The 22,201-nt window shown below is 46.5% G+C and carries 16 protein-coding genes; 4 read left to right on the top strand and 12 right to left on the bottom strand.

Going from position 1 to position 22,201, the window contains the following annotated elements:
- Nucleotides 1-35: 35 nt before the first annotated feature.
- The gene (locus tag ACEW9O_RS29435) at nt 36-857 is read right to left on the bottom strand and encodes a response regulator transcription factor (protein ID WP_373553822.1); all 822 of its coding nucleotides are present in this window, start codon (nt 855-857) and stop codon (nt 36-38) included.
- 147 nt (nt 858-1,004) lie between these two features.
- Here ACEW9O_RS29435 and ACEW9O_RS29430 point away from each other — a divergent pair, with 147 nt between their 5' ends.
- Nucleotides 1,005-1,556 (top strand): RNA polymerase sigma factor, encoded by a 552-nt coding sequence (locus ACEW9O_RS29430; RefSeq protein WP_373553821.1) that lies wholly within the window; start codon nt 1,005-1,007, stop codon nt 1,554-1,556.
- Nucleotides 1,557-1,693: 137 nt separating this feature from the next.
- On the opposite strand, the gene dnaE is transcribed toward ACEW9O_RS29430, so the two are convergent.
- Complete coding sequence (gene dnaE / locus ACEW9O_RS29425) at nt 1,694-5,230, bottom strand: DNA polymerase III subunit alpha (RefSeq protein ID WP_373553820.1); 3,537 nt, start codon at nt 5,228-5,230, stop codon at nt 1,694-1,696.
- Nucleotides 5,231-5,622: 392 nt separating this feature from the next.
- On the opposite strand from dnaE, the gene ACEW9O_RS29420 reads away from it, so the two are divergent.
- The 3 genes from ACEW9O_RS29420 to ACEW9O_RS29410 are packed head-to-tail and all read left to right on the top strand — an operon-like array spanning nt 5,623 to nt 9,749.
- Complete coding sequence (locus ACEW9O_RS29420) at nt 5,623-6,177, top strand: heme NO-binding domain-containing protein (protein ID WP_373553819.1); 555 nt, start codon at nt 5,623-5,625, stop codon at nt 6,175-6,177.
- Between the two features lie 17 nt (nt 6,178-6,194).
- Nucleotides 6,195-9,044, top strand: a complete 2,850-nt coding sequence (locus ACEW9O_RS29415) for a PAS domain S-box protein (protein ID WP_373553818.1) — start codon at nt 6,195-6,197, stop codon at nt 9,042-9,044.
- A gap of 9 nt (nt 9,045-9,053) precedes the next feature.
- The gene (locus ACEW9O_RS29410) at nt 9,054-9,749 is read left to right on the top strand and encodes a LytR/AlgR family response regulator transcription factor (protein WP_373553817.1); all 696 of its coding nucleotides are present in this window, start codon (nt 9,054-9,056) and stop codon (nt 9,747-9,749) included.
- Here ACEW9O_RS29410 and ACEW9O_RS29405 read toward each other — a convergent pair.
- The 10 genes from ACEW9O_RS29405 to ACEW9O_RS29360 form a co-directional block, all read right to left on the bottom strand.
- Nucleotides 9,744-10,646 carry a glycosyltransferase family 2 protein gene (locus ACEW9O_RS29405; protein WP_373553816.1) on the bottom strand — a complete coding sequence of 301 codons (903 nt, stop codon included), beginning with the start codon at nt 10,644-10,646 and terminating at the stop codon, nt 9,744-9,746. The genes ACEW9O_RS29410 and ACEW9O_RS29405 overlap by 6 nt on opposite strands.
- Nucleotides 10,647-10,697: 51 nt before the next feature.
- Nucleotides 10,698-11,507 (bottom strand): cyclopropane-fatty-acyl-phospholipid synthase family protein, encoded by an 810-nt coding sequence (locus ACEW9O_RS29400; protein WP_373553815.1) that lies wholly within the window; start codon nt 11,505-11,507, stop codon nt 10,698-10,700.
- On the bottom strand, nt 11,488-12,783 hold the full coding sequence (locus tag ACEW9O_RS29395; RefSeq protein WP_373553814.1) for an oligosaccharide flippase family protein: 1,296 nt from the start codon (nt 12,781-12,783) through the stop codon (nt 11,488-11,490). The genes ACEW9O_RS29400 and ACEW9O_RS29395 overlap by 20 nt, the downstream gene beginning before the upstream one ends.
- The gene (locus tag ACEW9O_RS29390; RefSeq protein ID WP_373553813.1) at nt 12,780-13,898 is read right to left on the bottom strand and encodes a glycosyltransferase family 4 protein; all 1,119 of its coding nucleotides are present in this window, start codon (nt 13,896-13,898) and stop codon (nt 12,780-12,782) included. Before ACEW9O_RS29390 ends, ACEW9O_RS29395 begins: the two co-directional genes overlap by 4 nt.
- The gene (locus ACEW9O_RS29385) at nt 13,888-14,013 is read right to left on the bottom strand and encodes a hypothetical protein (RefSeq protein ID WP_373553812.1); all 126 of its coding nucleotides are present in this window, start codon (nt 14,011-14,013) and stop codon (nt 13,888-13,890) included. The genes ACEW9O_RS29390 and ACEW9O_RS29385 overlap by 11 nt, the downstream gene beginning before the upstream one ends.
- A gap of 7 nt (nt 14,014-14,020) precedes the next feature.
- Nucleotides 14,021-15,184, bottom strand: coding sequence for a glycosyltransferase family 2 protein (locus ACEW9O_RS29380; RefSeq protein ID WP_373553811.1), 1,164 nt, complete (start codon nt 15,182-15,184; stop codon nt 14,021-14,023).
- A 2-nt stretch (nt 15,185-15,186) separates the two neighbouring features.
- Entirely contained in the window at nt 15,187-16,635 is a 1,449-nt protein-coding gene (locus tag ACEW9O_RS29375; protein WP_373553810.1) for an O-antigen ligase family protein, read from the bottom strand.
- A gap of 166 nt (nt 16,636-16,801) precedes the next feature.
- A complete protein-coding gene (locus ACEW9O_RS29370) occupies nt 16,802-17,971 on the bottom strand; it encodes a glycosyltransferase (RefSeq protein ID WP_373553809.1) in 1,170 nt (389 codons plus the stop codon).
- A 123-nt stretch (nt 17,972-18,094) separates the two neighbouring features.
- The gene (locus ACEW9O_RS29365) at nt 18,095-20,209 is read right to left on the bottom strand and encodes a GNVR domain-containing protein (protein WP_373553808.1); all 2,115 of its coding nucleotides are present in this window, start codon (nt 20,207-20,209) and stop codon (nt 18,095-18,097) included.
- A complete protein-coding gene (locus tag ACEW9O_RS29360; protein ID WP_373553807.1) occupies nt 20,206-22,107 on the bottom strand; it encodes an acyltransferase family protein in 1,902 nt (633 codons plus the stop codon). Before ACEW9O_RS29360 ends, ACEW9O_RS29365 begins: the two co-directional genes overlap by 4 nt.
- Between the last annotated feature and the right edge of the window lie 94 nt (nt 22,108-22,201).

Here is a 22,201-nt window from a genome sequence, read left to right as displayed (position 1 = left end):
TTGCTCCCTCCGGTTTAGGGAAACAATGCAGGAGCCTAAATCATCCCGGTCATTTTAGCCAATTGAACCAAGGCGGTTGTATCCCTTGCACCCAATCGATCAATCATGTTGCTGCGGTGGTTGCCAACGGTATTGACGCTAATGAATAATCTTTGGGCAATCTCTTTTGTATCCAAATCCTCCGCAATCAATAAGAGCACTTCTTTTTCTCTAGTAGACAATAAATCGCGTTTTGATGAATCTTTTGAACCAGAATGAAAGGTTTGAACCAGTTCGCTGTTTTGTCCATAAGAAATTCTAATCCAATAACTTGTAAAATCTTTTTTAATGAGGTGCTGGATGTTTTGAATATAATTGAGCGTATATCTAAAATTCCGATTTTCATCTACTTGTACCGGGACCCCCTGTGAAAACAAACGGATTTGCTTGTCATCTGCGCGGATAAACCGCATACAACAGTGGTGAACCTTCATATTCAAACGATCTTCATAAGGTATTTTGGGGAAAATATCGGCTAGCCAGTTCACCGATTCATAAGGGAAGGCAGCATAATCTTTGTGCAAGATGCTCAAGACGTTTTTCATCCGTTCATCTTTGGTTTCATTCGGCAATAAACCCCAGAATTCTTCCTGACCAACCTGTAATTCAGGCAAATAGGTTCTGTGATTAAATATGGTGAGTATGGTATCTGTTCCCTTCACTCCCTGGAGCAAAAATGTTAATTCTTGTAAGTGTTCCTGCTTGTTTACCAAGGCTTCATCTCTAAAAATTAAATCTGATAATTGTACGACACGGTCATAAATGGCTTCTGCTTTGCGAAGGCCAAGTAGGTTTTGGGAAAGGGTAGTCTGATGCATAAAAACAGCGCTTTGGTTTTCGAAAGATGTTCATTTAATCAATTGCACTTAAAAAATAGCGATTGTCACTATTGCCTGCCCATACTCGACATTCTACCTTTGTTTTATTATTAAAATATTCACTCATTTTAATTAAACTTTAATCCAATGCTTTATGTCAGTGAAATGAACACGCACGAATTGGTTCTAGGTTTACAAGACAAGAGCGAAAAAGCCTTTTCTACTTTGTATGATGCCTATGCATCCTCTCTTTTGGGAATTACCTATAAAATAGTGAACAATAAGCCTGCTTCCGAAGAGATTTTACAAGACGTTTTTGTCAAAATATGGAAGCATATTCATACCTATGACATTGCAAAAGGCAGTTTATTCACCTGGATGGTCAACATCACCCGGAATACCTGTAAAGATTATTTTCGGAGTAAACACTATCACTATGAAACCTTGATCACACCAGTGGAATTGGCTCATATTCCGAGTAAATTCATCCCTACCGCGACAAGCCATGAAGAGATAAGCATTGACTTAGACCTACTTATGCAAAAACTCGAACCAAGATACAAAGACATCTTACATCTCGTTTATATTTATGGCTACAGCCAGGTGCAAGTTTCCGAAAAATTGAATTTACCCCTGGGTACAGTCAAAACAAGAAGCAATGCTGCACTGAAACGATTGAGGTATATTTATACGCTTTAATGTAATTCGATGCCAACCCACGGGAATCCCACGATTTAAATCGTGGGTTGTATCCGTGGGAGGCCACCACACCGCCCCACCCCATGGCTTTAGCCGTGGGAAATAGGAGCGGGAGGCCTTAATTCGAAGGAAAGCCCTCAATTCAACACATACTCCAATCCCAATCTCCCCAACTCCCTGATAAAATCATTGTCCGCATTCACCTTCCGATCCAGCGACACCATATTCACCCGCATTTTCGCAGCGGGATCCAGGATTTCCACCTTGAACTTATGCGGCCCGGTGTGGGTACGGCACAAACCATCCAGTTCAGCAATGATCGTTTCGGTGATCCGTTCCAGGGGGAGTTTGAGTGTAATCGACTCCGTCATACTCAGGGCGATGCCTTCCAGTAGGCGGACTTCCAGCACTTTGAAGTCCATTTCGCCATCGTCTTTCCAACCCTTTTGGAAGCGACCTTTCACAAAGATGGCGATGCCATCGGTGAGTAAGTGACGATGTTTTTGGTAATCCTCACCAAAGAGTTTGATTTCGTAAGCACCCGTATAGTCACTGATTTCAAAAATACCCCAACCGTTGCCATTTTTGCTGACCCGGTGGATGGTTTTGGTCACCATGCCTCCAACTTGTATGGTAGGCTTATTCTGGTGGTTGTTCAGCGCATCGATGGTACAGGTCATGAAGTGTTCGATCTCCACGCGGTAATCATCTAGCGGGTGGCCGGAGATGAAGATGCCCGTTACTTCTTTTTCCCGATTGAGCTTTTCCAAGAGTGACCATGGCTCCACTTGTGGCAGGGGCGGTTCAGGCAACATCACCGAATCGCTCATGTCGCCAAAGAGGGAATTGGCCGATTGAGAATGCGTAGCCCTTACCGCTCCAGCAAACTTGATGGCGTGCTCCAGCAGGGAATCGTATTTGTCCGAAGGCGCGAAATATTGGCCGCGGTGGGTGCCTTCAAAACAATCAAAAGCGCCACCCAGAGCCAAACTTTCCAGGGCTTTTTTGTTGACGGCCTTCATTGGCAGGCGGCGCAACATTTCGAAGAGGCTCTTGAATGGCCCATTTTTGCGTTCCTCCACAATTTCATCTACCGGGCCTTCACCTACGCCCTTGAGGGCCGACATGCCAAAACGAATCGCTCCGGCTTTGTTGACCGAGAAGTCCATTTCCGATTCATTGATGTCGGGGCCCAGTACGGGGATTCCCCCCCGGCGGCATTCTTCCAGGAAGAAAGTGATTTTGACGATGTCATTTTTGTTGTGGGTCAATACCGAGGCCATGAATTCAGCCGGGTAATGCGCCTTGAGGTACGCCGTTTGAAAGGCCACAAAGGCGTAGCAAGTCGAGTGCGACTTATTGAAGGCATAGGAGGCAAAAGCTTCCCAGTCTTTCCAGATTTTTTCCAATCTGTCTTTGGGGTGGTTGCGTGCAGAACCTCCTTCCAAAAACTTCGGATACATCACGTCCAGGTCCGCTTTGAGTTTTTTACCCATCGCTTTCCGCAACTTGTCCGCCTGGCCTTTGGTGAAACCCGCCAGTTTTTGCGACAGCAACATGACCTGCTCCTGGTAAACGGTAATGCCGTAGGTGTCCTTTAGGTATTCTTCGCAGTCAGGTACATCGTAGGTGATGGGCTCCCGGCCGTGTTTGCGCGCAATAAAGTTGGGGATGTATTCCAATGGCCCCGGGCGGTAGAGGGCGTTCATCGCAATCAAGTCCTCGAAGGTGGTGGGCACCAGTTCCTTCATGTACTTTTGCATCCCTGTACTTTCATACTGGAAGATGCCGACTGTTTCACCGCGTTGGAACAATTTGTAGGTGAGCTCGTCTTCCAGGGGTACCTCGTCCACATCCAGTTTGACGCCGTGGTTTTTTTCAATCATTGCCACGGCATCCTTGATGATGCTGAGGGTTTTGAGGCCCAGGAAGTCCATTTTGAGCAAACCCGCCGATTCGGCCACCGAGTTGTCAAACTGGGTGATGTACATTTCCGAATCCTTGTCCACCTTCACTGGGACATACTTGGTGATGTCGTCGGGGGTGATCACCACCCCACAGGCGTGGATACCCGTGTTGCGTACGGAGCCTTCCAATTTTCGGGCGGTTTGGATCATTTGCCCGATTTGGTCCTGCCCTTCGGCCAATTGGCGAAACTGGTTGGCTTTTTCGACATCCTCCGAGTTGAGTTCTGATTTGAGTTTGGGGTCGATGCCGTCTTTGCCCAAAATTTTACCCAAGGTAGCCTTGAGGTGGATGGGAAAGGTTTTGGCTACCTTGTCCACTTCCGAAAGGGGAATGTTCATCACCCGGCCTACGTCGCGTAGGGAAGACTTGGCCGCCATGGTACCGTAGGTCACAATTTGGGCCACCTGATTGCGCCCGTATTTGTCAATCACATAATCGATGACTTGTTGGCGACCTACGTCGTCAAAGTCAATGTCAATATCGGGCATGGAAACCCGTTCCGGATTCAAAAAACGCTCAAAAAGCAGGTCGTATTTGATGGGGTCTACGTTGGTGATGCCGATGCAATAGGCTACTGCCGAGCCGGCAGCCGAGCCCCGCCCTGGCCCTACCGATACCCCCATCTGGCGGGCGGTGGTGGTAAAGTCTTGTACAATGAGGAAGTAGCCGGGATAACCGGAATTTTTGATGACTTGCAATTCAAAATCCAGGCGCTCCTGGATCTCCGGCGTGATGTGTTTGTAACGGCGGAGGGCACCCTCTAAAGTCAAGTGGCGCAGGTATGCATCCTGAGTGGCAAAACCGGGAGGTAAGGGGAAAGCGGGTAGCAATACCTCACGCGCCAGATCCAGAAAATCAACCTTGTCGGCGATTTCGATGGTATTATCCAGGGCTTGAGGTACATCAGCAAAGAGCTGACCCATTTCTGCTTTGGTCTTAAAAAAGAAATCAGAGCTCGGGAATTTAAACCGCCCTTCTTCTTCCAGATAAGTACCTGTGTTGACACAAAGCAGGATATCGTGCGGCAACCAGTCCTCCTCGTTCACGTAGTGAGAGTCGTTGGTGGCAATGACTTTCAGGTTGTATTTTTTGGCAAAACCCAGCAGGGTTTGGTTGATGTCTTCCTGACTGATGCCCCGGCCATCGATGTTTTCCAGGCCCTTGTGGCGTTGGATTTCGATGTAGAAATCTTCTCCGAACAAATCGACCCACCAGCGCAGTTGTTTTTCGGCTTCCTCAATTTTGCCATGCATGATCAATTGAGGCACCTCCGCTCCGATGCAACAGCTACTGGCGATCAGGCCTTCGTGGTATTGCACCAGCAACTCCTTGTCGATGCGCGGGTATTTGCCGTACAAACCTTCGATGAAGCCGAGAGAACAAAGTTTGGACAAGTTTTCGTAACCCTTGGCATTTTTGGCCAAGAGCAGTTGGTGGTAGCGCTCGTCGGATTCGCCTTTGGCGCGTGAGAATGCTTTGATGTGTCGATCCTTTACCAGATAAAATTCACAACCGATGATGGGTTTGAGGTTGCGTTTTTTGGCTTCCGCTACAAATTTAAATGCCCCGAACATGTTGCCGTGGTCGGTCAGGGCCACGGCTTTTTGTTCGTCCTTTACGGCTTTGTCCATCATTTGGGTAATGGAAGAAGCGCCATCCAAAAGAGAGAACTGGGTATGACAATGGAGGTGGAGAAAATCGGGCATTTTTGTTTTTTATTGGCGGTCAGCAGATTAATCCAATCGGTCAAAAAGGCATCAAAAGCTTCTGGAAAGATACGGCCTTTTGTGCTTTTTTGCGCCATAAAAACACAGATTATTTGAGAATGTGGATAAAAACAAATCAGGTTGGTATGAACTGGCTTTGCCCACTGAACTGCCGGCGGGTCACTACTGGCTTAAATTACAGGATGGAGCACAAATTCACCATTTGGTGGTAGTAAAAGAGTAAATTTGTAGTGAGTGCCGTATTGTTTATTTGTCTTGTGGGTGAATTTCCTGTTCATTTTCTTTTGATGAGCCAGAAATTCACCCACAATGATAAACAATGCTTGTATTTTTTTTATTTTTATACTCGACACTGTAATCAATAGCGAAAAATGAAAGGCATTATTTTTACTCATTTTTTTGAAATGGTGGAAACCGAATTTGGAGATGAAACAGTAGAAATTTTAATTGACTCCACCGAAACTTCCACCAAAGGCGTTTATACCTCAGCGGGTAACTACCCGCCGCAAGACATATTTAACCTGGTCACTTCCCTTTCTCAAATCAGTCAATTGCCTCAAGCAGCCCTGTACCGCCACTTCGGCAAGTATTTGTTCGCCGGGTTGTACAGCAATTATTCCATTTTCCCTCCCAAAGCACTTAAAAATTCCTTTTCCTTTTTGGATTCACTCAATGACTACATCCATTCCGATGTATATAAATTATACCCCGATGCCGAATTGCCCCATTTTTCGACTCAATATCGAGATGAGCAAAAAATGGTTTTGGTTTACCAGTCCAATCGGCGCATGAGTGATTTGGCTTTCGGTTTAATCGAAGGTTGTTTGGCTCATTTTGGGGAAAAAGCAAGCATCGAAGTTGAATTCCTCAAAGAAGATGGATCTGAAGTATTGTTTACGATCAAGCTCAATTCGGGGGAGAACTGATGGATGAAATTACGTTATTGAAACGCAAACTTGAGCGGGAAAAACAGGCCCGTAAGGATGCTGAACGGCTTTTGGAAGAAAAAGCCCTACAACTGTATTTTGCAAATGAAAAACTGCGCGAACTCAATACCGGACTGGAAAAGCAATTGGCTCTAAAATCAAGCGCCTTAAAAACCCATCAGGATCGCTACCAAGGTTTGGTGGAAAATGCTGAAGACATCATTTTTTGGATTACCCCAGACGGGTTTTTTACTCAAATCAACCCTATCGCAGCCCGTATTTTCGACAAAGAAATAAGCACGCTGGTGGGCTCTCATTACCTTGAGTTGGTGCACCCTGATTATCTTGAACGGGTACAAGGTATGTACCAACGTCAGATTGAACGCCGGATTCCCACCACTTACCTGGAGTTTCCCGTGATTGGTCCCAATGGGCAATCCATCTGGTTGGGGCAACGAATCACCTTGATTTTTAAAGAAGGCAAACTGGTGGAATTGGCTGGCCTGGCACGCAACATTACCCATCGCGTCAATGCCGAACAGAAGTTATCTTTGCTCAATACCCGTTTTAAGGCTTTGTTGGAAAATATGCAAGCCGGCATTTTGGTAGAGGATGAAAACCAAAAGGTAATTTTGGCCAATCAAAAATTTTCCGAAATTTTCGATATATTTCTAAATTACAACAATTTAACCAATAAAAATGCACACGAACTCATGCGTGCCATTGAGGGTCAGTGGCTGGAAAAAGGTGCATTAACCGAACTCATCAACCCTGATTCGCCGCAAAAAGAAGTGATACAGAAAGAACTCAGACTCAATACGGGTCAAATTCTTTTGTTGAATTTCATTCCCATTTACCAAGACCAAAAATGGCTGGGTAAGCTCTGGTATTTTGAAGACATTACCGATCGCAAAAACAGCGAAATACGCATCCGCCGCAGTGAAGAAAAGTACCGCGGCATCATGGAAAACATGGAATTGGGCTTACTGGAAGTAGACAAAGCAGGCATGGTCACGCGTGCTTACCAACGGTTTTGTGCAATGAGTGGCTACACCGAGGAGGAACTGCTGAATCAGGATGCTACCCAACTCTTGCTGCCAGTGGAATACCAGGAAATGATGGAGCGGCAAAATAAAACCCGGAAATCGGGTCAGCCTGGAGTATACGAGGTAGAACTCATCACCAAAGGAGGCAAACGCAAATGGGTGCTGATCAGTGGTGCTCCTTTTTATGATGAGTCTGGCGATTTCATTGGCTCTATTGGTATTCATTACGATTTAACGGAGTTTAAAAAACTACAATACGAACTAGAAGAGGCCCGGCATGAAGCAGAGAATGCCCGCGATGCGGAAAAGGATTTTTTGGCGAACATGAGTCATGAAGTGCGCAACCCCATCAACACCATTGTGGGCATGACCTATTTGCTGCTGGACACGGAACTGACCGCAGAGCAACGACGGTATTTACAAAACATCAAATATACTTCCGACATTTTGCTTGCCCTCGTCAGTGATATTTTGGACATCACCAAAATCACCCAGGGAAAAATGGAGCTGGAACTGCGTGAACTGAATCTTGGTGAATTGATCAACGTCAATGCCCAGGCCATGGCTTTCCGCATCAAAGAAAAAGGCATCCATTTTGACATTTATGTCGACCGTTTATTGAATACCCGGGTGATGGGTGATTCCACTTTTTTAAACCAAATCTTGCTAAACATCCTCGGCAACGCCGCTAAATTTACAGAAAAAGGGAGCATTTCGATCCATGCCCAATGTTTAAACAAAACCAAGGATACCCTACGTGCAAAAATCATCATTACTGATACGGGAATCGGGATAGCGGATGACAAGCTGCCCCTCATTTTTGAACGTTTTAATCAAGCAGGAAAAGCAACCAAACACAAATACGGAGGAACGGGTTTGGGATTGAACATTGCCAAAAAGCTGGTTGAGTTGCACAATGCCGAACTCAATGTACAATCTACCGAAGGTAAAGGCACTGTTTTTTCCTTCGAAATTGATTTCAATCTCGTTCATCGCTCAGAAACGGGTTTGAGCCAAACCGCAGGCCCCAAAATTGCTTCGAGGCTGCATGCCCTCAACGTGCTGGTGGTGGAAGACAACGTACTCAACCAGGAATACATCGAGCGGGTTTTGGAACGCCTCCACATCCGCTTCCGCACCGCTAACAATGGGAAAGAAGCGTTAAAAATTCTGGAGACTGATCGTTTTGACTTGATTTTGATGGACATCCGCATGCCCGAAATGGATGGTTATGAAACCACCATTCGCCTGCGGAACATGCACCACAACCCCAATTCTCAGGTACCCATTGTGGCCCTAACAGCTTCTGCCTTGCTCGATGAAAAAGAAAAGGCGCTCAACACCGGAATGAACTACCATTTAACCAAACCCTTTACCCCTGATCAAATCGAAAAAGTCATTGCTCAGGCCATGGAGAATCGGGTTGAACCGCTTGTTGTGCCTCCGGATGTCCACACCCTCTGGCACCCTGAATTAAATGCGGAAGAAATTGAGGAGATGTTTGCCGGAGATGTAGAACATTTTCAGGTGATCATTGGCATTTTCAACCGCACCATCCCTGAAGATTTTGCGACACTTGAACTGGCCATGAAGGAGAGAGATTGGGAAAGCGCCCGTGGTTTGGCGCACAAACTAAAACCCAGTTTCCAGATGGTTGGACTGGGCTACATGACGAGCAACATCCAGGATTTTGAACAGGCCCTGGAACTCGGTACAGATCAGGTTCTTATTCAACAACTTTTTTATGTATTCGCTCAAAATGTGCATAAAGCTTTGCATATTACCGTTCAACAAGAAGATTATTTCCGCCAAACAATTTAATTCTGACCCATGGAACTACGCTGTATTATTATAGACGACGATGAATTATCCCGGGTGTCTGTACAAAGATTTTGCGAAAAAATTGAAGACGTACAAGTGGTAGCATGCTGCAAAAGCGCCGCTCAATTGATCGAGTTGCTGGAAGAAGAATGGGCCGATTTTATCCTGCTCGATATCGAAATGCCGGGTATCAACGGGATGGATTTGGTCAAATCGGTTACCCATTTGCCCTACATTATTTTTACAACTTCCCGCACAGAATATGCTGCCCAGGCCTTTGAATTCAAGGAACGGATCGTCGATTTTCTGGCCAAACCCATTACACTTCCTCGCTTGGTCAAGGCGGTTGAACGGGTTCGAGATCTGGTAGAGCAGGAAAGTAACAGCAATAAAAGCGACGATATTTTTATCAAAACCGATGGGCGCATTGTCCGCATCGAAATAGACCACCTGTTGTACATCGAAACCGTTGGCGACTACGTCATGTTCTACACGACCGATGCTAAGTACATGGTACATTCGACCCTCAAACGCATCGATGAAAAACTTCATCATCCCCAATTGTTAAAAGTACACCGCTCTTTCATCATCAACCTGAGTAAAGTGGTGGATATTGAGGACAACACCATTGTCATCAACAAAAAAGTCATCCCGGTCTCCCGACAGTACAAGCCCATGTTGTTGCGCAGAATTGATCCATTATAGGCCAATGATTTTTTGATGGCCCAAACGTCCACAAAACCAATCTTGCATCGCTTGTACAAAAGCATGCAGGTGGATTTTTTGTCCAGACCTCCACAAGTAAAAAACGCGTGAGGGAACGACCAATCCGAAGAAATACAGATGAAAAAAGGGCAAAACGTACAATTTGCTGTACCTACACATGAACAACAGGCGATTGCGCGTCAGGTAATACAACTTAAGCGGCGAACCTTGGCCAGTGCTCAAAGATGCTTTGTGGTAAATGCGTGCCTGAGGAACCATTTTTATCCGATAACCCGCTGCGCGGATTGACTCAGACCAGGCTAGTTCCTCATAGTACAAAAAAAAATCTTCAGACATTCCTCCTATCTGCTCCCAAACCGACTGGCGAACAATCATTGCAGCGCCATGTAGATAAGGGGTTTCTCGTTCCGTGGAAAATTGGCCCTGGTCAATCTGATTTTGACCAATCAACTGATTGCGGCCTCGCCAATCAAGCGCTGTAAAACCTGCATACTGAATGCGCTCGCCCGACTGATCGTAACAAATCAGTGGTGATATTGCTCCAACTTCAGGGTCTTCGAACGCCAGCAAACACGCTTCAAAAAAACCGTCTGTGACAATCGTATCGTTGTTGAGCAAAAAAAAGAACTTCCCTTCGGCCAGGCTCATTCCCTGGTTGTTGGCCGCAGCAAAACCGATGTTTTCTGCATTGATGATCAATTTTAGGTAAGGACATATCGCTGCAAAGGAATCCGAATAATTCAAATGTGGAGCATTGTCTACCAGAATAACTTCATAGTTGCGAAACGACTGGTTGTTCAAAGATTCCAAGAATGCCAGGGTTGCTTCCGCCTGGCGGTAGTTTACCGTGATTATGCTTACAAGTACCTCTTTCATGTTTGGTGCAGTTGTTTGTTTGAAGGGGAATTAGGATAAAAAAAGCAAACCCTAAAATGGCTTGCGGCCAAGTACGTGAATGGCATTGCCTCGGCCTGGTTTTTGAAAAAACGGATCCAGCCCAATGAGTAGCTTCGCCAAAAGCAAGGTGGGCAGTTGTAGCAAGACTCCTGCTTTTTTACCCAGCCAAGCCAATTCCCAGGCCAATCTAGACAGCAGTCCATCGGTGGCTTCGGCCAGCACAATGTCAAAACCTTCACGAACAAAACGTCCTTGCAATCCCTCCAGATCGTATACTTGACCCACGTGTTCTTCGTCCAACCAGTGTTGGTGTTCTTCAAACCATTGTGCGGGAAAAATGGTGCGTTGATCGCGATTGGGTATTTTTACCAAAAAATATCCTCCTGGCCGCAAGCGCTCCAAAACTGCGGAAAAAGGCATCTCCGCTTCAGGGATGTGCTCAAACACATCTACTGAAAATACAAAATCGTATTGTGGCCATTCGATGGTATCTCCAATTTTTTGGTTTACCACCCCAATTTTTTCCTGTAAATTGGCTTTTTTAAGCATCGTCTGTACGTTTTTGCAACGTGCTGAGTCGATGTCCAAAGCAGTGATGTGGGCATTGGGCAACATATCGGCCATCAGCACGCTGTATTCGCCGTAGCCACAGCCCAGGTCCATGATTTTGCTGGCATTTTCAATAGGCAATTGTTGCATGATGCGCATAAAAACCTTCGAACGTGCGTAATTGCCCACGTTGGTGTATCCAAATACGCTTTGAAACAACTTGGCAATGAAGGGCGAGGCTTGCATGCGCGTGCTGGTCAAATACTGGAGTCTACCGAAAACTAAAGACATGATGAAAAGATTTTTGAAGGTTTTGAAACAGCAATTGATAATAATGACAGGCGCTTTTGATCGCTGGACCTACTAAAGGGCCTCCGCCTTGCGCCAACAACCGTTTACTGAGGAAGATCGTAAGCCCGGTTGCCAATAAGGTGGCAAAAGTAGCTCCGGCAATCCCCCAATAAGGGATGAATAGGAGGTTGAATACAAGATTGACCCCTACACTGATCCACATGATGCGAAAATTGAGCTGAGGTCGGCCACTTGCTTCCAATTGTAAGCCCATTATTCTGCCAAAAGGTTTGATGATCGCCGTTAAGGCAAAAATCCGCAGGCAACTGCTTGCTGCCAGGTAATTGGAGCCAGCCAGAATCCAGATCATCAAGGGGGCCATAATCAGTACCCCAATGGCCAGAGGGAATCCACTTGCGACCATTAAGCCCAGGCTTTTATTGAGGTCATCCTTATTGAACGTTTTATCACTCATCTCCGGAAAACTAGCCTGTGCAATGGCATTCAGTGGGATTTCAGTATAATTGCTGATTCGTGAAGCAACACTGTACAAACCTACCGCTGCTGGGCCAAGCCAATACCCGATCAACAAGGCATCCGTCTTTTGGTACAACAATGAGCCCAAACTGGTACCTGCTGAAAATTTCCCAAAACTGAACATTGCAGCGACCTGCTCCCAATTTGGCAGTGTTGCGGGCAAGCGTAGTCTAGTCGCCCAGGCCCCCAATAGGTAGCTCAAGGATTGAATCAGCAATAAGGTAATCAGACCAAAGTTTATTTTTAAAGCATACAGCCCCACATACATCAGCAAGAGACTGAGGCTCATGACTAAAGCCCCCTGACCTACGCGCTTGAATTGCAGCTCATTGATCGCCTCACTTTGGGTCAATTGGTACAAACCAGAGGTAATGGCCAGTACCGGATACCAAGCACAAAGGACACTCAGCATTGGCATGCCCAAAAAATCCTGTACCTGCCAACCTAATACCAAGATCAGAGGGATCAGAATCAAGGTAATTCCTGCCTGGAGCGTCCAGGCCGCAGCCTTCCATTTTTCGGCTGGAACATCGGGTGTTTGCCGAGACAAATAAATCCAGGCATTGTGAACGAATGTGGCCCTCAAGCCTTCTGCCAGTGAAAAAAACAGCAGAAAATAAGACCAAGACCCCATGTCTTCTAAGCTCAATACCCGATTAAGCAGGATAAAAGCAAATACTTGCGCCGCCATGGGCAGCAGTTGCGTCAAAAAAGCAGCTTTTACGTTATTCAGGTTCATGCCCCTAGGATTTGATGGTAAAACTGCTCAGTTTGTGCGACTACACTTGACCAGCTAAAGTTTTTTTGCACATGTTCTCGCCCATTGCGCCCCATTTGGTCTGCCAAAGCTGGATCCGCATAGAGTTTATTGACTGCTTCTGCCAAGGCTTTTGAGTCTCCCATGGGAAAACGCAAACCATTGTAGCCGTCTATAATCACCTCTTTTGTTCCGGCCAAATCACTGGTTATTGAGGGGCGACCATTCGCCGCCGCTTCCAGCAGTACCAGCCCCTGGGCCTCCATGAAGGAAGGCAACACCAAGGCAAATGCCGTCTGCATGGCTTCCAGTACGTACGCGTTGTCTCTTTCGCCCAACAACTCAATCCGATGACCAAGACCTTTGGCTTGGATCAGCGCTTCAATTTTTGGAAGTTCTGGTCCGTCGCCGATTACTTTGAGTTTTACTTCGGGTGAAAAATGGGTGAAGGCATCCATCAGCACTCCAATACCTTTGACTGGGTCTAACCTTCCTACAAACAACAACTCGTCCTGATTCACAACTTTGTTTCCCGCTAAACCTTCGTTTACTCCATTCGGAATAATCGCTACCGGCGAGGAAACTTGGGGATAAGCTTCTTTTAGCTTGGTCAACAATCCTTCACTCACGACAATCAGCCCCTTAGCAAATTTCGAGGGTCTTCTTTCCAGTAATTGAGCCATTATTCCGTGTAGCCATTGATCCCAACTGCCCTTTTCTACCTGCTCTGCCCCTACCAATCCATGATAAGTGACTACACTATTCTTTATTACTCCTTTGGCCGAAAGGCCACCACTACGACCTTGCAAATGAATCACATCGTAGTTTTGAGCGTTGCGCTTTAACCAGCGGCGCACCGCCAGGTTAAAAAACAATTCTTCCAAAGTCAATTTCAATACAGGCATTCTCCGTCCAGGGATAAATGGTAGTTTGATCAACATTCGTCCTTGTACTGTTTCTCGCTGAAGCTTCCGGCGAAAAGACCCTGCAGTAAGGATGCTGACGGTGTGGCCTGCTTCCTGCAAGGCACCACTGAGCAACCAGGTGTGGGTTTGAATCCCGCCCGAAAAGGTATCGGGCAGAGATTTACAAACCATTAGAATGTTCAGATTTTTCACTGCGCTTTGGTTCTTTGTCGTTAAAAACTCCCCAGATAAAACCAATCATTGCAATCAGCAATAAAAGCCCCCAAGGCATTCCTTCTCCTAGCATAGTATGTTTAATTGTGATGTGTGGTATGGATAAAGGTTCGATTGGCGTGCCGTATCCGCAAAGTTGCTTTCAAGGTTTGCCAAATGATACTGGGCAGCTTGAGCAGGCTCAGGTATTTTTTGCTCTTCCAAAAATCGAGTGGTATCGCCAGCAGCATTCCGCCTACATTGAGGCCAAACAGGGTCAACCAAAATCCAGGATAAGAACCCAGAACAAGCGCGATGGCACTCATCAAGAACAAAAAAACGGGCAACAAAAGCCGGGGTGGCAAAGCCAATTGCAATACCCGGTGAAAACAATCCAGATTGCCATGGCTTAATGCCTTCAAACCAGTAGGAAAAAAGCGGCGCAGATTGGCGTATTGTGCAGAAATCCAGCGACGTCGCTGATTCTGGAAATTTTGCTGCGAGCGCACTTTTTCATCCCAGATCACGGCTTCAGGGCAATAGTAGATGTACTCACCCGCAGCGGTATACCTGATTTCGAGCTCCTTGTCAAATCCACCCACCGCTGTATTTTGAGCCATTATGGCTTTAAATAGCTGATAGTCAAAGGCCATTCCTGAGCCCGACAAACGGGAGGACAAGCCAATCGCGTTGTGCCCCAAGCAGTAAATATGGTTGTTCACGTCCTCACTTAATCCATCCAAAATGGCAGTGGGAGTATCCGCATTTTTGCCAATGCGCTGCCCCTGCACTGCTTTCCAGCCCTGGGCCAGGCTGGCATTCATGAAGTTCAAAAAATCTGAAGCCATGATGTTATCGGCATCCAGCACCACCACGGCATCGTAGTCTGAGGGTAGCGTCACCAGAGCGACGTTGATGGCTTGCACTTTGGTGGATTTTTCAAAAGAAACTGGCAACACGCGAATCGCCAGTTGATTCAGGCGCTCCAGGGTCGTAGCTTGTAGTTGATCGGCGATCACACACACGTCGTAGTGCGCACTAGGGTAATTTTGCAACAGTGCAGCCCGAGCCGTTTGTTCGATTACTAAATCTTCTTTGTAAGCTGGAATCAAAACCAAAAAACGACGTTTAGCGTCCTGTTCTTTCCAGGTAAGTACTTTGCGTTTTGCCAGGCTGCCTGCCACCGAGAACAGGGCTACAAATCCAGCACTGTAAGCAAAATAGAGCGCAGCAACAAGGCCTATAAGGGTCAGTATAACATTCATAGTTAAATGGATTTATCGGTTCGTTCCAGCTCTTTTTCATACAGAGGCGAGAGGAACACAAATGGGATCAATACATTCATAATCATTCCAGTAGGCATTTGGCCAAAGACCTGATTACCATAACTGGACAGTAATACACCGCCGATAGAGGCATACATCGCCATGGCTTTGTAACGAATCTGCTGGTTTTTTAGCCGCCAAATCACACTGGCGCCTTTGCCCATGATGTACCCTAGCACAAACAAGTGTAGTGCAATACCCACTGTGCCTGTTTCGGCCCAGATTTTGACATACCAACTATCGGTTGCAGTTTTAGCCAACAAGGTGTTTGGGCTGAATCTTGCCCCCCAAAAGCCCGCTGTTCCAATCCCTCCACCCATGGGGCGGCTGCTCAGGTAGTTGCCAAAGGTCTTTTGGTTGTTCAAACGCACCAGCAGCGATGGATTGCTAGGGTCCAGTGCCGTTCGCATGCGTTGTACCTGCTCCACCCCTTGAAAAGCAAAGGTGAACTTGAGGACGTAAAAAGCGGTGCCTATCACCAGCAGGCCAGCAGCCAGGATTTTAAAGTTTTTGGAGGCAATCAAAAAAATCAATATGCCACCGGCAGGAACGGCCAAGGCACCTCTGGTGCCGGAAATGGCAAAGCCTAAAAAGGTGATGAGTGCGGCTACCGCAAACCAAATCCGCTTGCGCAAAGGGAAGGGCCCCAGCGCCAGAATGCCACACATCAAAGCCACCATGGCCTGAGATGCGCCAAACTGGCCTGCATCACTGTAATAAGAAAAAACCCGCAGTTTGCCATGTAAAATATGTTCCTCGTGGTGGTTTTCTGCGTACAACCAATGGTGCTCAGCAGCATCAACCCCCATCAACAATTGGCGAAAACCCCAGGCAGTACCCAATAAAGAAAGCCAAATGATGAGGCGAATGACCCGGTCTTGATCAGCGTTTTTGCGGAAGTACGTAAATACCAACACAAAGGACAATAACTGATAAAAACCAACTCCGCGCATGGCGTAAAACCAGGCTTCAGCACTGTGTGCCTCTGGGTTAACCAGTTCCAAAATAATGTACAACATCCAAATCAGTGCCAGCAGCATGATGTCATTGCGTACTGCGCTCCAGTCTTTCAACCGGTATTGTTTAAAAAACCAACCAAGCGTGCTCAAAAAAAGCAAAATATCCAAAGTCAAACCCCAGGGAGCATCCATGTACCTGGCCAAACCTGAGGATAAAAATCCCATAATCAGGGCCCAGTAGATCCCTTGCTGAGGGGCAACGACCAACCAGGCCGCAAAAAACAAAAGAAAAGGTAGCAACAGCATGACGGCACTCATCAATAAATCGCCGCTTCCAAAAAATATACTCATGCCCAAACAAAATACGCTCACTCCCGCTCCGATCAGGAACTTTCTTTGTTTTAGGAGCGAAATGTGTTGTGCAATGGTCATGTTGAATTGATTTGCTTGATTTGATGATTCAAAATTAAGGTAGATCAAGCCTCCAATCAGAACTCTTAGGTTTTTGGAAAAAAAGGGAGAGATTGTTGCGAATTGAAGCGTTTTTTGGAAATTGGCCAATTCTAATCAGTTTTGGGCCTCAAGGGGGGGGAGGATCCTACAGCTTTTCAATCAGTTCATTGAGCTGCAAGGCACGAGCTTGCCAGGTTTGTTGGGCAGCAAATGCGCGCCTCTGGCGCTGTTTATCTGGATGGTCATTGGATAGTTCTGTACGCAGGGCATGGATAAATGCATCGGCCTGATCGGCTACGGTGGCCCAGGGCTGAAGTTGATGCATGTCCCCAAATCCGGTGCTCACCACGGGCAAGCCCAATGCCAGGTATTCATTCACTTTCATGGGGTAAATCCCGGCAGTGAGTTCATTGCGCAAAAATGGGATAATCCCCGCTGAAAAATGCTTCATCCGTTGTGGCAATGCCTGATAAGCCACCGGAGGGTGAAATTGAACATTCGCAAATGCGGTAAGCCGCTGTTGAAGCTGTGCCTGCTGGAGGCGACCGGTAAAGGAAAAGTCGAACTCAGGTAAAGCCTGGATTACTTTTTCCAATAAATCCAGATCAATCCGTTCGTCGAGACTGCCTACATAACCAATGATTGGTCTGCTTTGGGGAGGATTGTCTCTTTGTGTTTGCAAAAACAAAGGGTCAACCCCATTGGGAATTTGCAGGGCAGGTTGGCCATTTTGTCGTTTTTGCGCCAACAATTGGCTGCCTGAACAAACCAGGGCATCCGCCGCTCCGATGGCTTCCCGCTCGAAGCGGGCTGCATGGCGATCGGTCCATTGGGCTGCGGCGATTTCATCGTAGCAGTAGTAAATGTTTTTGCTGGCGGGCAATTTTTGCAGTGCGCGGTCATACAGGGCCTGGCAGGCATTGATCGTCACAAAATCAGCACCACCCCAGATCCGTATTGCCTTGGCAAGACTTGATTGTACCAAAAAGGTATTGATGCCATGAACCACCCGGAATGCAAGCCCAGGAGGCAATCCGTTGATGGGCAACAATGGAGGCAAACTCCAAACCTGCAATTGAGGGGATATACGACGGATTCGGGATTTCAATCCGAGTACGCTTAAGATGGGCAGCCCTGGTTTTTTACCCAGTAAAGCCCGCATTACATCTTTCCAGGTATAGGTGTAGTCGATGTACAGCACCGAACGATGTTCGCTCATGGCTTTCATCAACTCTACGGTCGATTTGGTGTAGTTGCCAGCCCAGGCGGGCAGGGCCAAACAGAGCAGCGGTTTTGTATTTGTGGTTTCGTTCATGACTTGGCTTAGGGGCGACAAAAAAATAAATTGTTCATTTTGCCAAAGGATCAGATAAGTAAACGTTTCATTTAAAGTGTCTTATCTAATCCTTTGGCTCAGGAAAAATGAGCACTTATTTTTTTAGGAATATTGCAAGGTTACCATTCTTTTCAACCAGCGGTGGGGCATGTTTCTGCGTTTGGGAACCTCGCCAATGACATCTTCCATTTGATCCAAATCCAGCGCATTTAAAAACAGATGTGCGGGTTTGTCTGCGCAATCCTTGATGCGATCCAATGCACGTTCATCCGCTTTAGACCAAACCTTCCGGGCATAGGCAACATACACTGCACTGTGCATTTCATTCAAATAAGGCAGTTGTTCCGACTGCTCCAGCAAGGCTGGGAACTCTACCAAAACCCAGGCGGGTTGTTCCTGTAGGCGTTGCAGAATCTGTTCCCGTTGGGTTTCCCAATCACTTGCTTTGATCTGGTGCACTTGCTGCCCTTTTTGTTCCAGGTAAGCGGCCAGGCGGGTGATGAGCCAACTTTTTCCTTCCCCGCTGCGATTGGATAAAAAGGCGATAATGGGGCTTTCCACGCCTTGATTGCTCATTTTTAGCGTGTGGATCAGTTGCTGCATGGCCTTGTGGTTGATGGCCTGAAAGTCGATCCTAGCTTTGGGGCCAATTTTAAATTTGTTGACAAAGGGCAGCGCCGACGCCAGTTTCAAGCCGGTTTTTTCTTCAGCCCTTACTACCGAATTGAGGGATTGATCCAGCAGATGCATCGCAATGAATACACCCAATGGAAGAAACAAACCCGCCAAAAAGGCCATGACCACAAACATCATTTTTTTGTTGGGCATTGGTTTTTTGGGAAACACGGGTTCATCAATCACTTTGAGGTTGGAGCTCATCATCATGTTGATTTGGTGCAAGCGAGCCTGGTTGTAACTGTGCAAATTTTCGAGGTAAGCGCGTTCATTGACATCAATTTGCCGTTCCATGCGCCGAATGGTAGACCCCCATGGGGCGTACTGATCGTAAATTTGGACAAACTCGGCCTGACGCTGACGAATGACCTGCATCCGTGCCGTGGATTCTTCTTGTTTGAGCACACTGCTCAACCATTGGTTCAATACATCCCTGACGGGCAAACCCTCCGGCATATTGGTATTCATCCAGGTTTCATCCACGGTGTTGCGGATGTTTTCTCTTACCTTTTCAGCTTGCCGTTTGAGTTTGCGCAGATCATTGGTGGAAAAATCTTCCAAGCTATCGGGCCTGATCTCCATGGTACTGATCTTGGTGCTCAATTCGGTCAAGGTTTTGCGCTGATCCATGATGGATTGATTCAAACGGGGCAAGTTCACCCTTTGGCGCAGTTGGCCTTCCAACTTTTGAATGGTCGAATCCGCTGAGGCGAGGTTCATCATTTCTTTGTAATACAGCTCGTCAAAGTCTTCTTTTTTACCAGAGATAAAGCGGGTTTGCTCGTAATAGTTGATGACTTTATTGCGGACCTTGAATCCTAATAACTCATCTTCTGCTCCGCGAAGTTCTCCCGCAGATTTTTTTGTAGCTTCGTCAAAAAAGGCCAGTACATCTCCTGATTGGCCTTTTTTCAGGGAGAGCTGGGTTTCCATGATGATTTCTGCCAGCAATTTTAAGGTAAGCTGACAAATCCCAGGATCAGAAGTTTGGTAGCTGATTTTCAACATATCGCTATTGCCATAGCGCTCCACTTTGATGGTTTGTAGTTGTTCGATCCCAAACAAGGGATGATCAGAGTAAAGCAATTCATACACTTTGCTATGGCGACTGCGATCGCGCATGTGCATCAGGCTAACCTGGAGCAGTGAGGGGTTCTTGGTGCTGAGTTGTGCTAAAACCTTTGCCCCCAGTTTTTTCTCCAGATCTTTGCGGTTTTCGGGCAACAACATCCCTTTCCCCGTACGTTTATCCAAAGTTTTGGACAACAATCGCAGGCCCAACTCTTCCATCGTTTGATACGAAGTTGCAACGTTGATGATGTTTTGCAATTCGTTATTTGTAAAAGCATAGTCAATGCTAGCTCCTTCATTGCTTTCAATGGTATAGTTGGACACCAACCCCGTATTGATGATGCTATGGGATTCGTATTGAGGCGCTTGTTTTTTGAGGCTTGACCAGGTCAAAACGGCCAGGGTCAAAGCAGAAAACAACAACCAGTACCAATTACGCGAGACGATCCGTAAAAAATCTAGTAAGCTCATAGTAGGTTATATATGGAGGTTCCGACAATATTTTCCAACAACAACAGCGCATTTTCAACTGTTGATTTCTTTCTTTCCAGTTCCATTTTGTTTTGAAAATGCTGTTCCATCGCTTGGCTAAAATCCTCTACACTCAATTGGGCTTCCTTGAAGTACTTTTCAGCTGCAGTAAGTTTGATCGAACTGGCTTCATTGACGCCTGCTTGCAAATCGAGCAATTGGACGGATTCTTTGAACCGGGTATACCTGTTGATGACTTCTTCCCGAATCGTTTGGCCCTGACTAGCTTTCAGCAGCAATTCCTTCTCCATCATCAGGCTACGTTTTTGTATCTCTGCTTTTCGGTTGCTCAAGGAACTCAGCGGCAATTGAACATTCACACCTACTGCAAACTGAACGGCCTTACGGGTTAAAGAACTATTGATGGCGGTAAATGCTTCGGTATTGGTGCTAACGTAGTTGCCGTTGCCAGCGTCTAGCCCTGCCACCACCGAAACGTGCTGCATCCACTGGCGCTTAGTGATGTCGCGATCCAAAGCCAGGATTTCGACTTCGCGATCATTGGCTTTTAATGCATGGGAATTTTGTTGGGCTCTTTCGATCAAAACTGAAAGTGGAGCAAGCGCCTTCCCCTTCCACCGAATGGTGTCGGTTTGTGCGCTTGCATGATTCCCCCAAAAAAAAGTTCCCCCTATAATTAACACTGTAACACTTGTCTTAATCATCAATTTCCGTGATTGTTGTAGCCAATTCTTTAGCTGCGTGGGCCATTCGCGCCCCATAAAAGGCTTTTCAAGTAGCAAATAGGCCAACACACTGAACAACAAGATGGGCAACAACCACAATACTCCATGTACTAGCATGGATAAACCATAACTATCGATCGATAACCAACCTTTACTCCAATTGCTTAAACCTTCCAAGGCTGCCAAGTGGATCAGATAAATGCTGTAACACATGCCACCAATGCCCGCTATCCAGGGACTGCGCAACAGGCGCTGAAAGAATGAAGGTTGAAACGCCAGGGCAAAAAAGGCGCTTAAGGCCAATAAAAAAATCAGGGTAAGGCCCATGTTTTCAGACCAGGTATACATCATGACCAGCCAGCCTAAAACCACCCAAAGTAGCGTGCTTTTGCCAACTTGAAGTTTGAGTTTTCCTTGCTGGTAGAGATCCGCCATCCAAATCCCCACCATGAAATAAGGCAACTGTCCCAGTAAGGTGAATTTGAGTAAGCCCTGGTGCCAGCCCATCACCTGCATCAACAAGGTGTACAATCCAATGAACAAGGGCAAGAGCAGGGGGCGGAACTTGGCGGCTAAGTATTTTTTTAAGAACAAAACAATCCAGGGTGCCAGCAAGTAGAATTGAATTTCGATCTCCAAAGACCAGGCAACCGGATTGATGATGGAAAATTCGCCGTAACTCAGCGTATGTACATAGGCGATACTTGCCAGCCAATGTTGCCCCAGGTCATGGGTAATCCGGCCACTCAGCCAGAGCAACACTGCAAACAAGCTCATCCAGATCAAATACGGTGGCTCGATGCGCAACAAACGATTTTTGAGATAAGTGGTATAGCGGATTGATTTGCCGCTCCAAAAAGGCAGACTTAAAATAAAACCACTGATCGCAAAAAACAACAGCACTCCAATACTCCCTCGTGAAGCTGCGTAATACAGACTGGAATCAATCCACTGTGCTTGAACGTCGCTACTTTGAATGCGGGTGAGCCTTTCACTCAAATGCTGCACAACTACAGCAAGTATGGCGATGAATCGCAAACCGTCTAATTCTGCGATATAGGCTCCATTGCTTAAGGGTCTCCTAAGCAAGGGGAGGATATTCAGACTGAATGTGGCACTATAATTACCCTGAGGGCGGAGAAACAATTTCATAATGTAATGATTTACGATGCAAAGGTAGGTGCAGGGTACATTCCAGGGCGGAGCTCTTCGGTTAAGCTATTTTTTTGATCGGTCAATGGCTTTT

Origin of the sequence: Haliscomenobacter sp. (assembly GCF_041740695.1) — a bacterium.
Lineage (GTDB): Bacteria > Bacteroidota > Bacteroidia > Chitinophagales > Saprospiraceae > Haliscomenobacter.
Note: the sequence above shows the minus strand (reverse complement) of the source record. Positions and strands in the feature narration are given on the sequence as shown.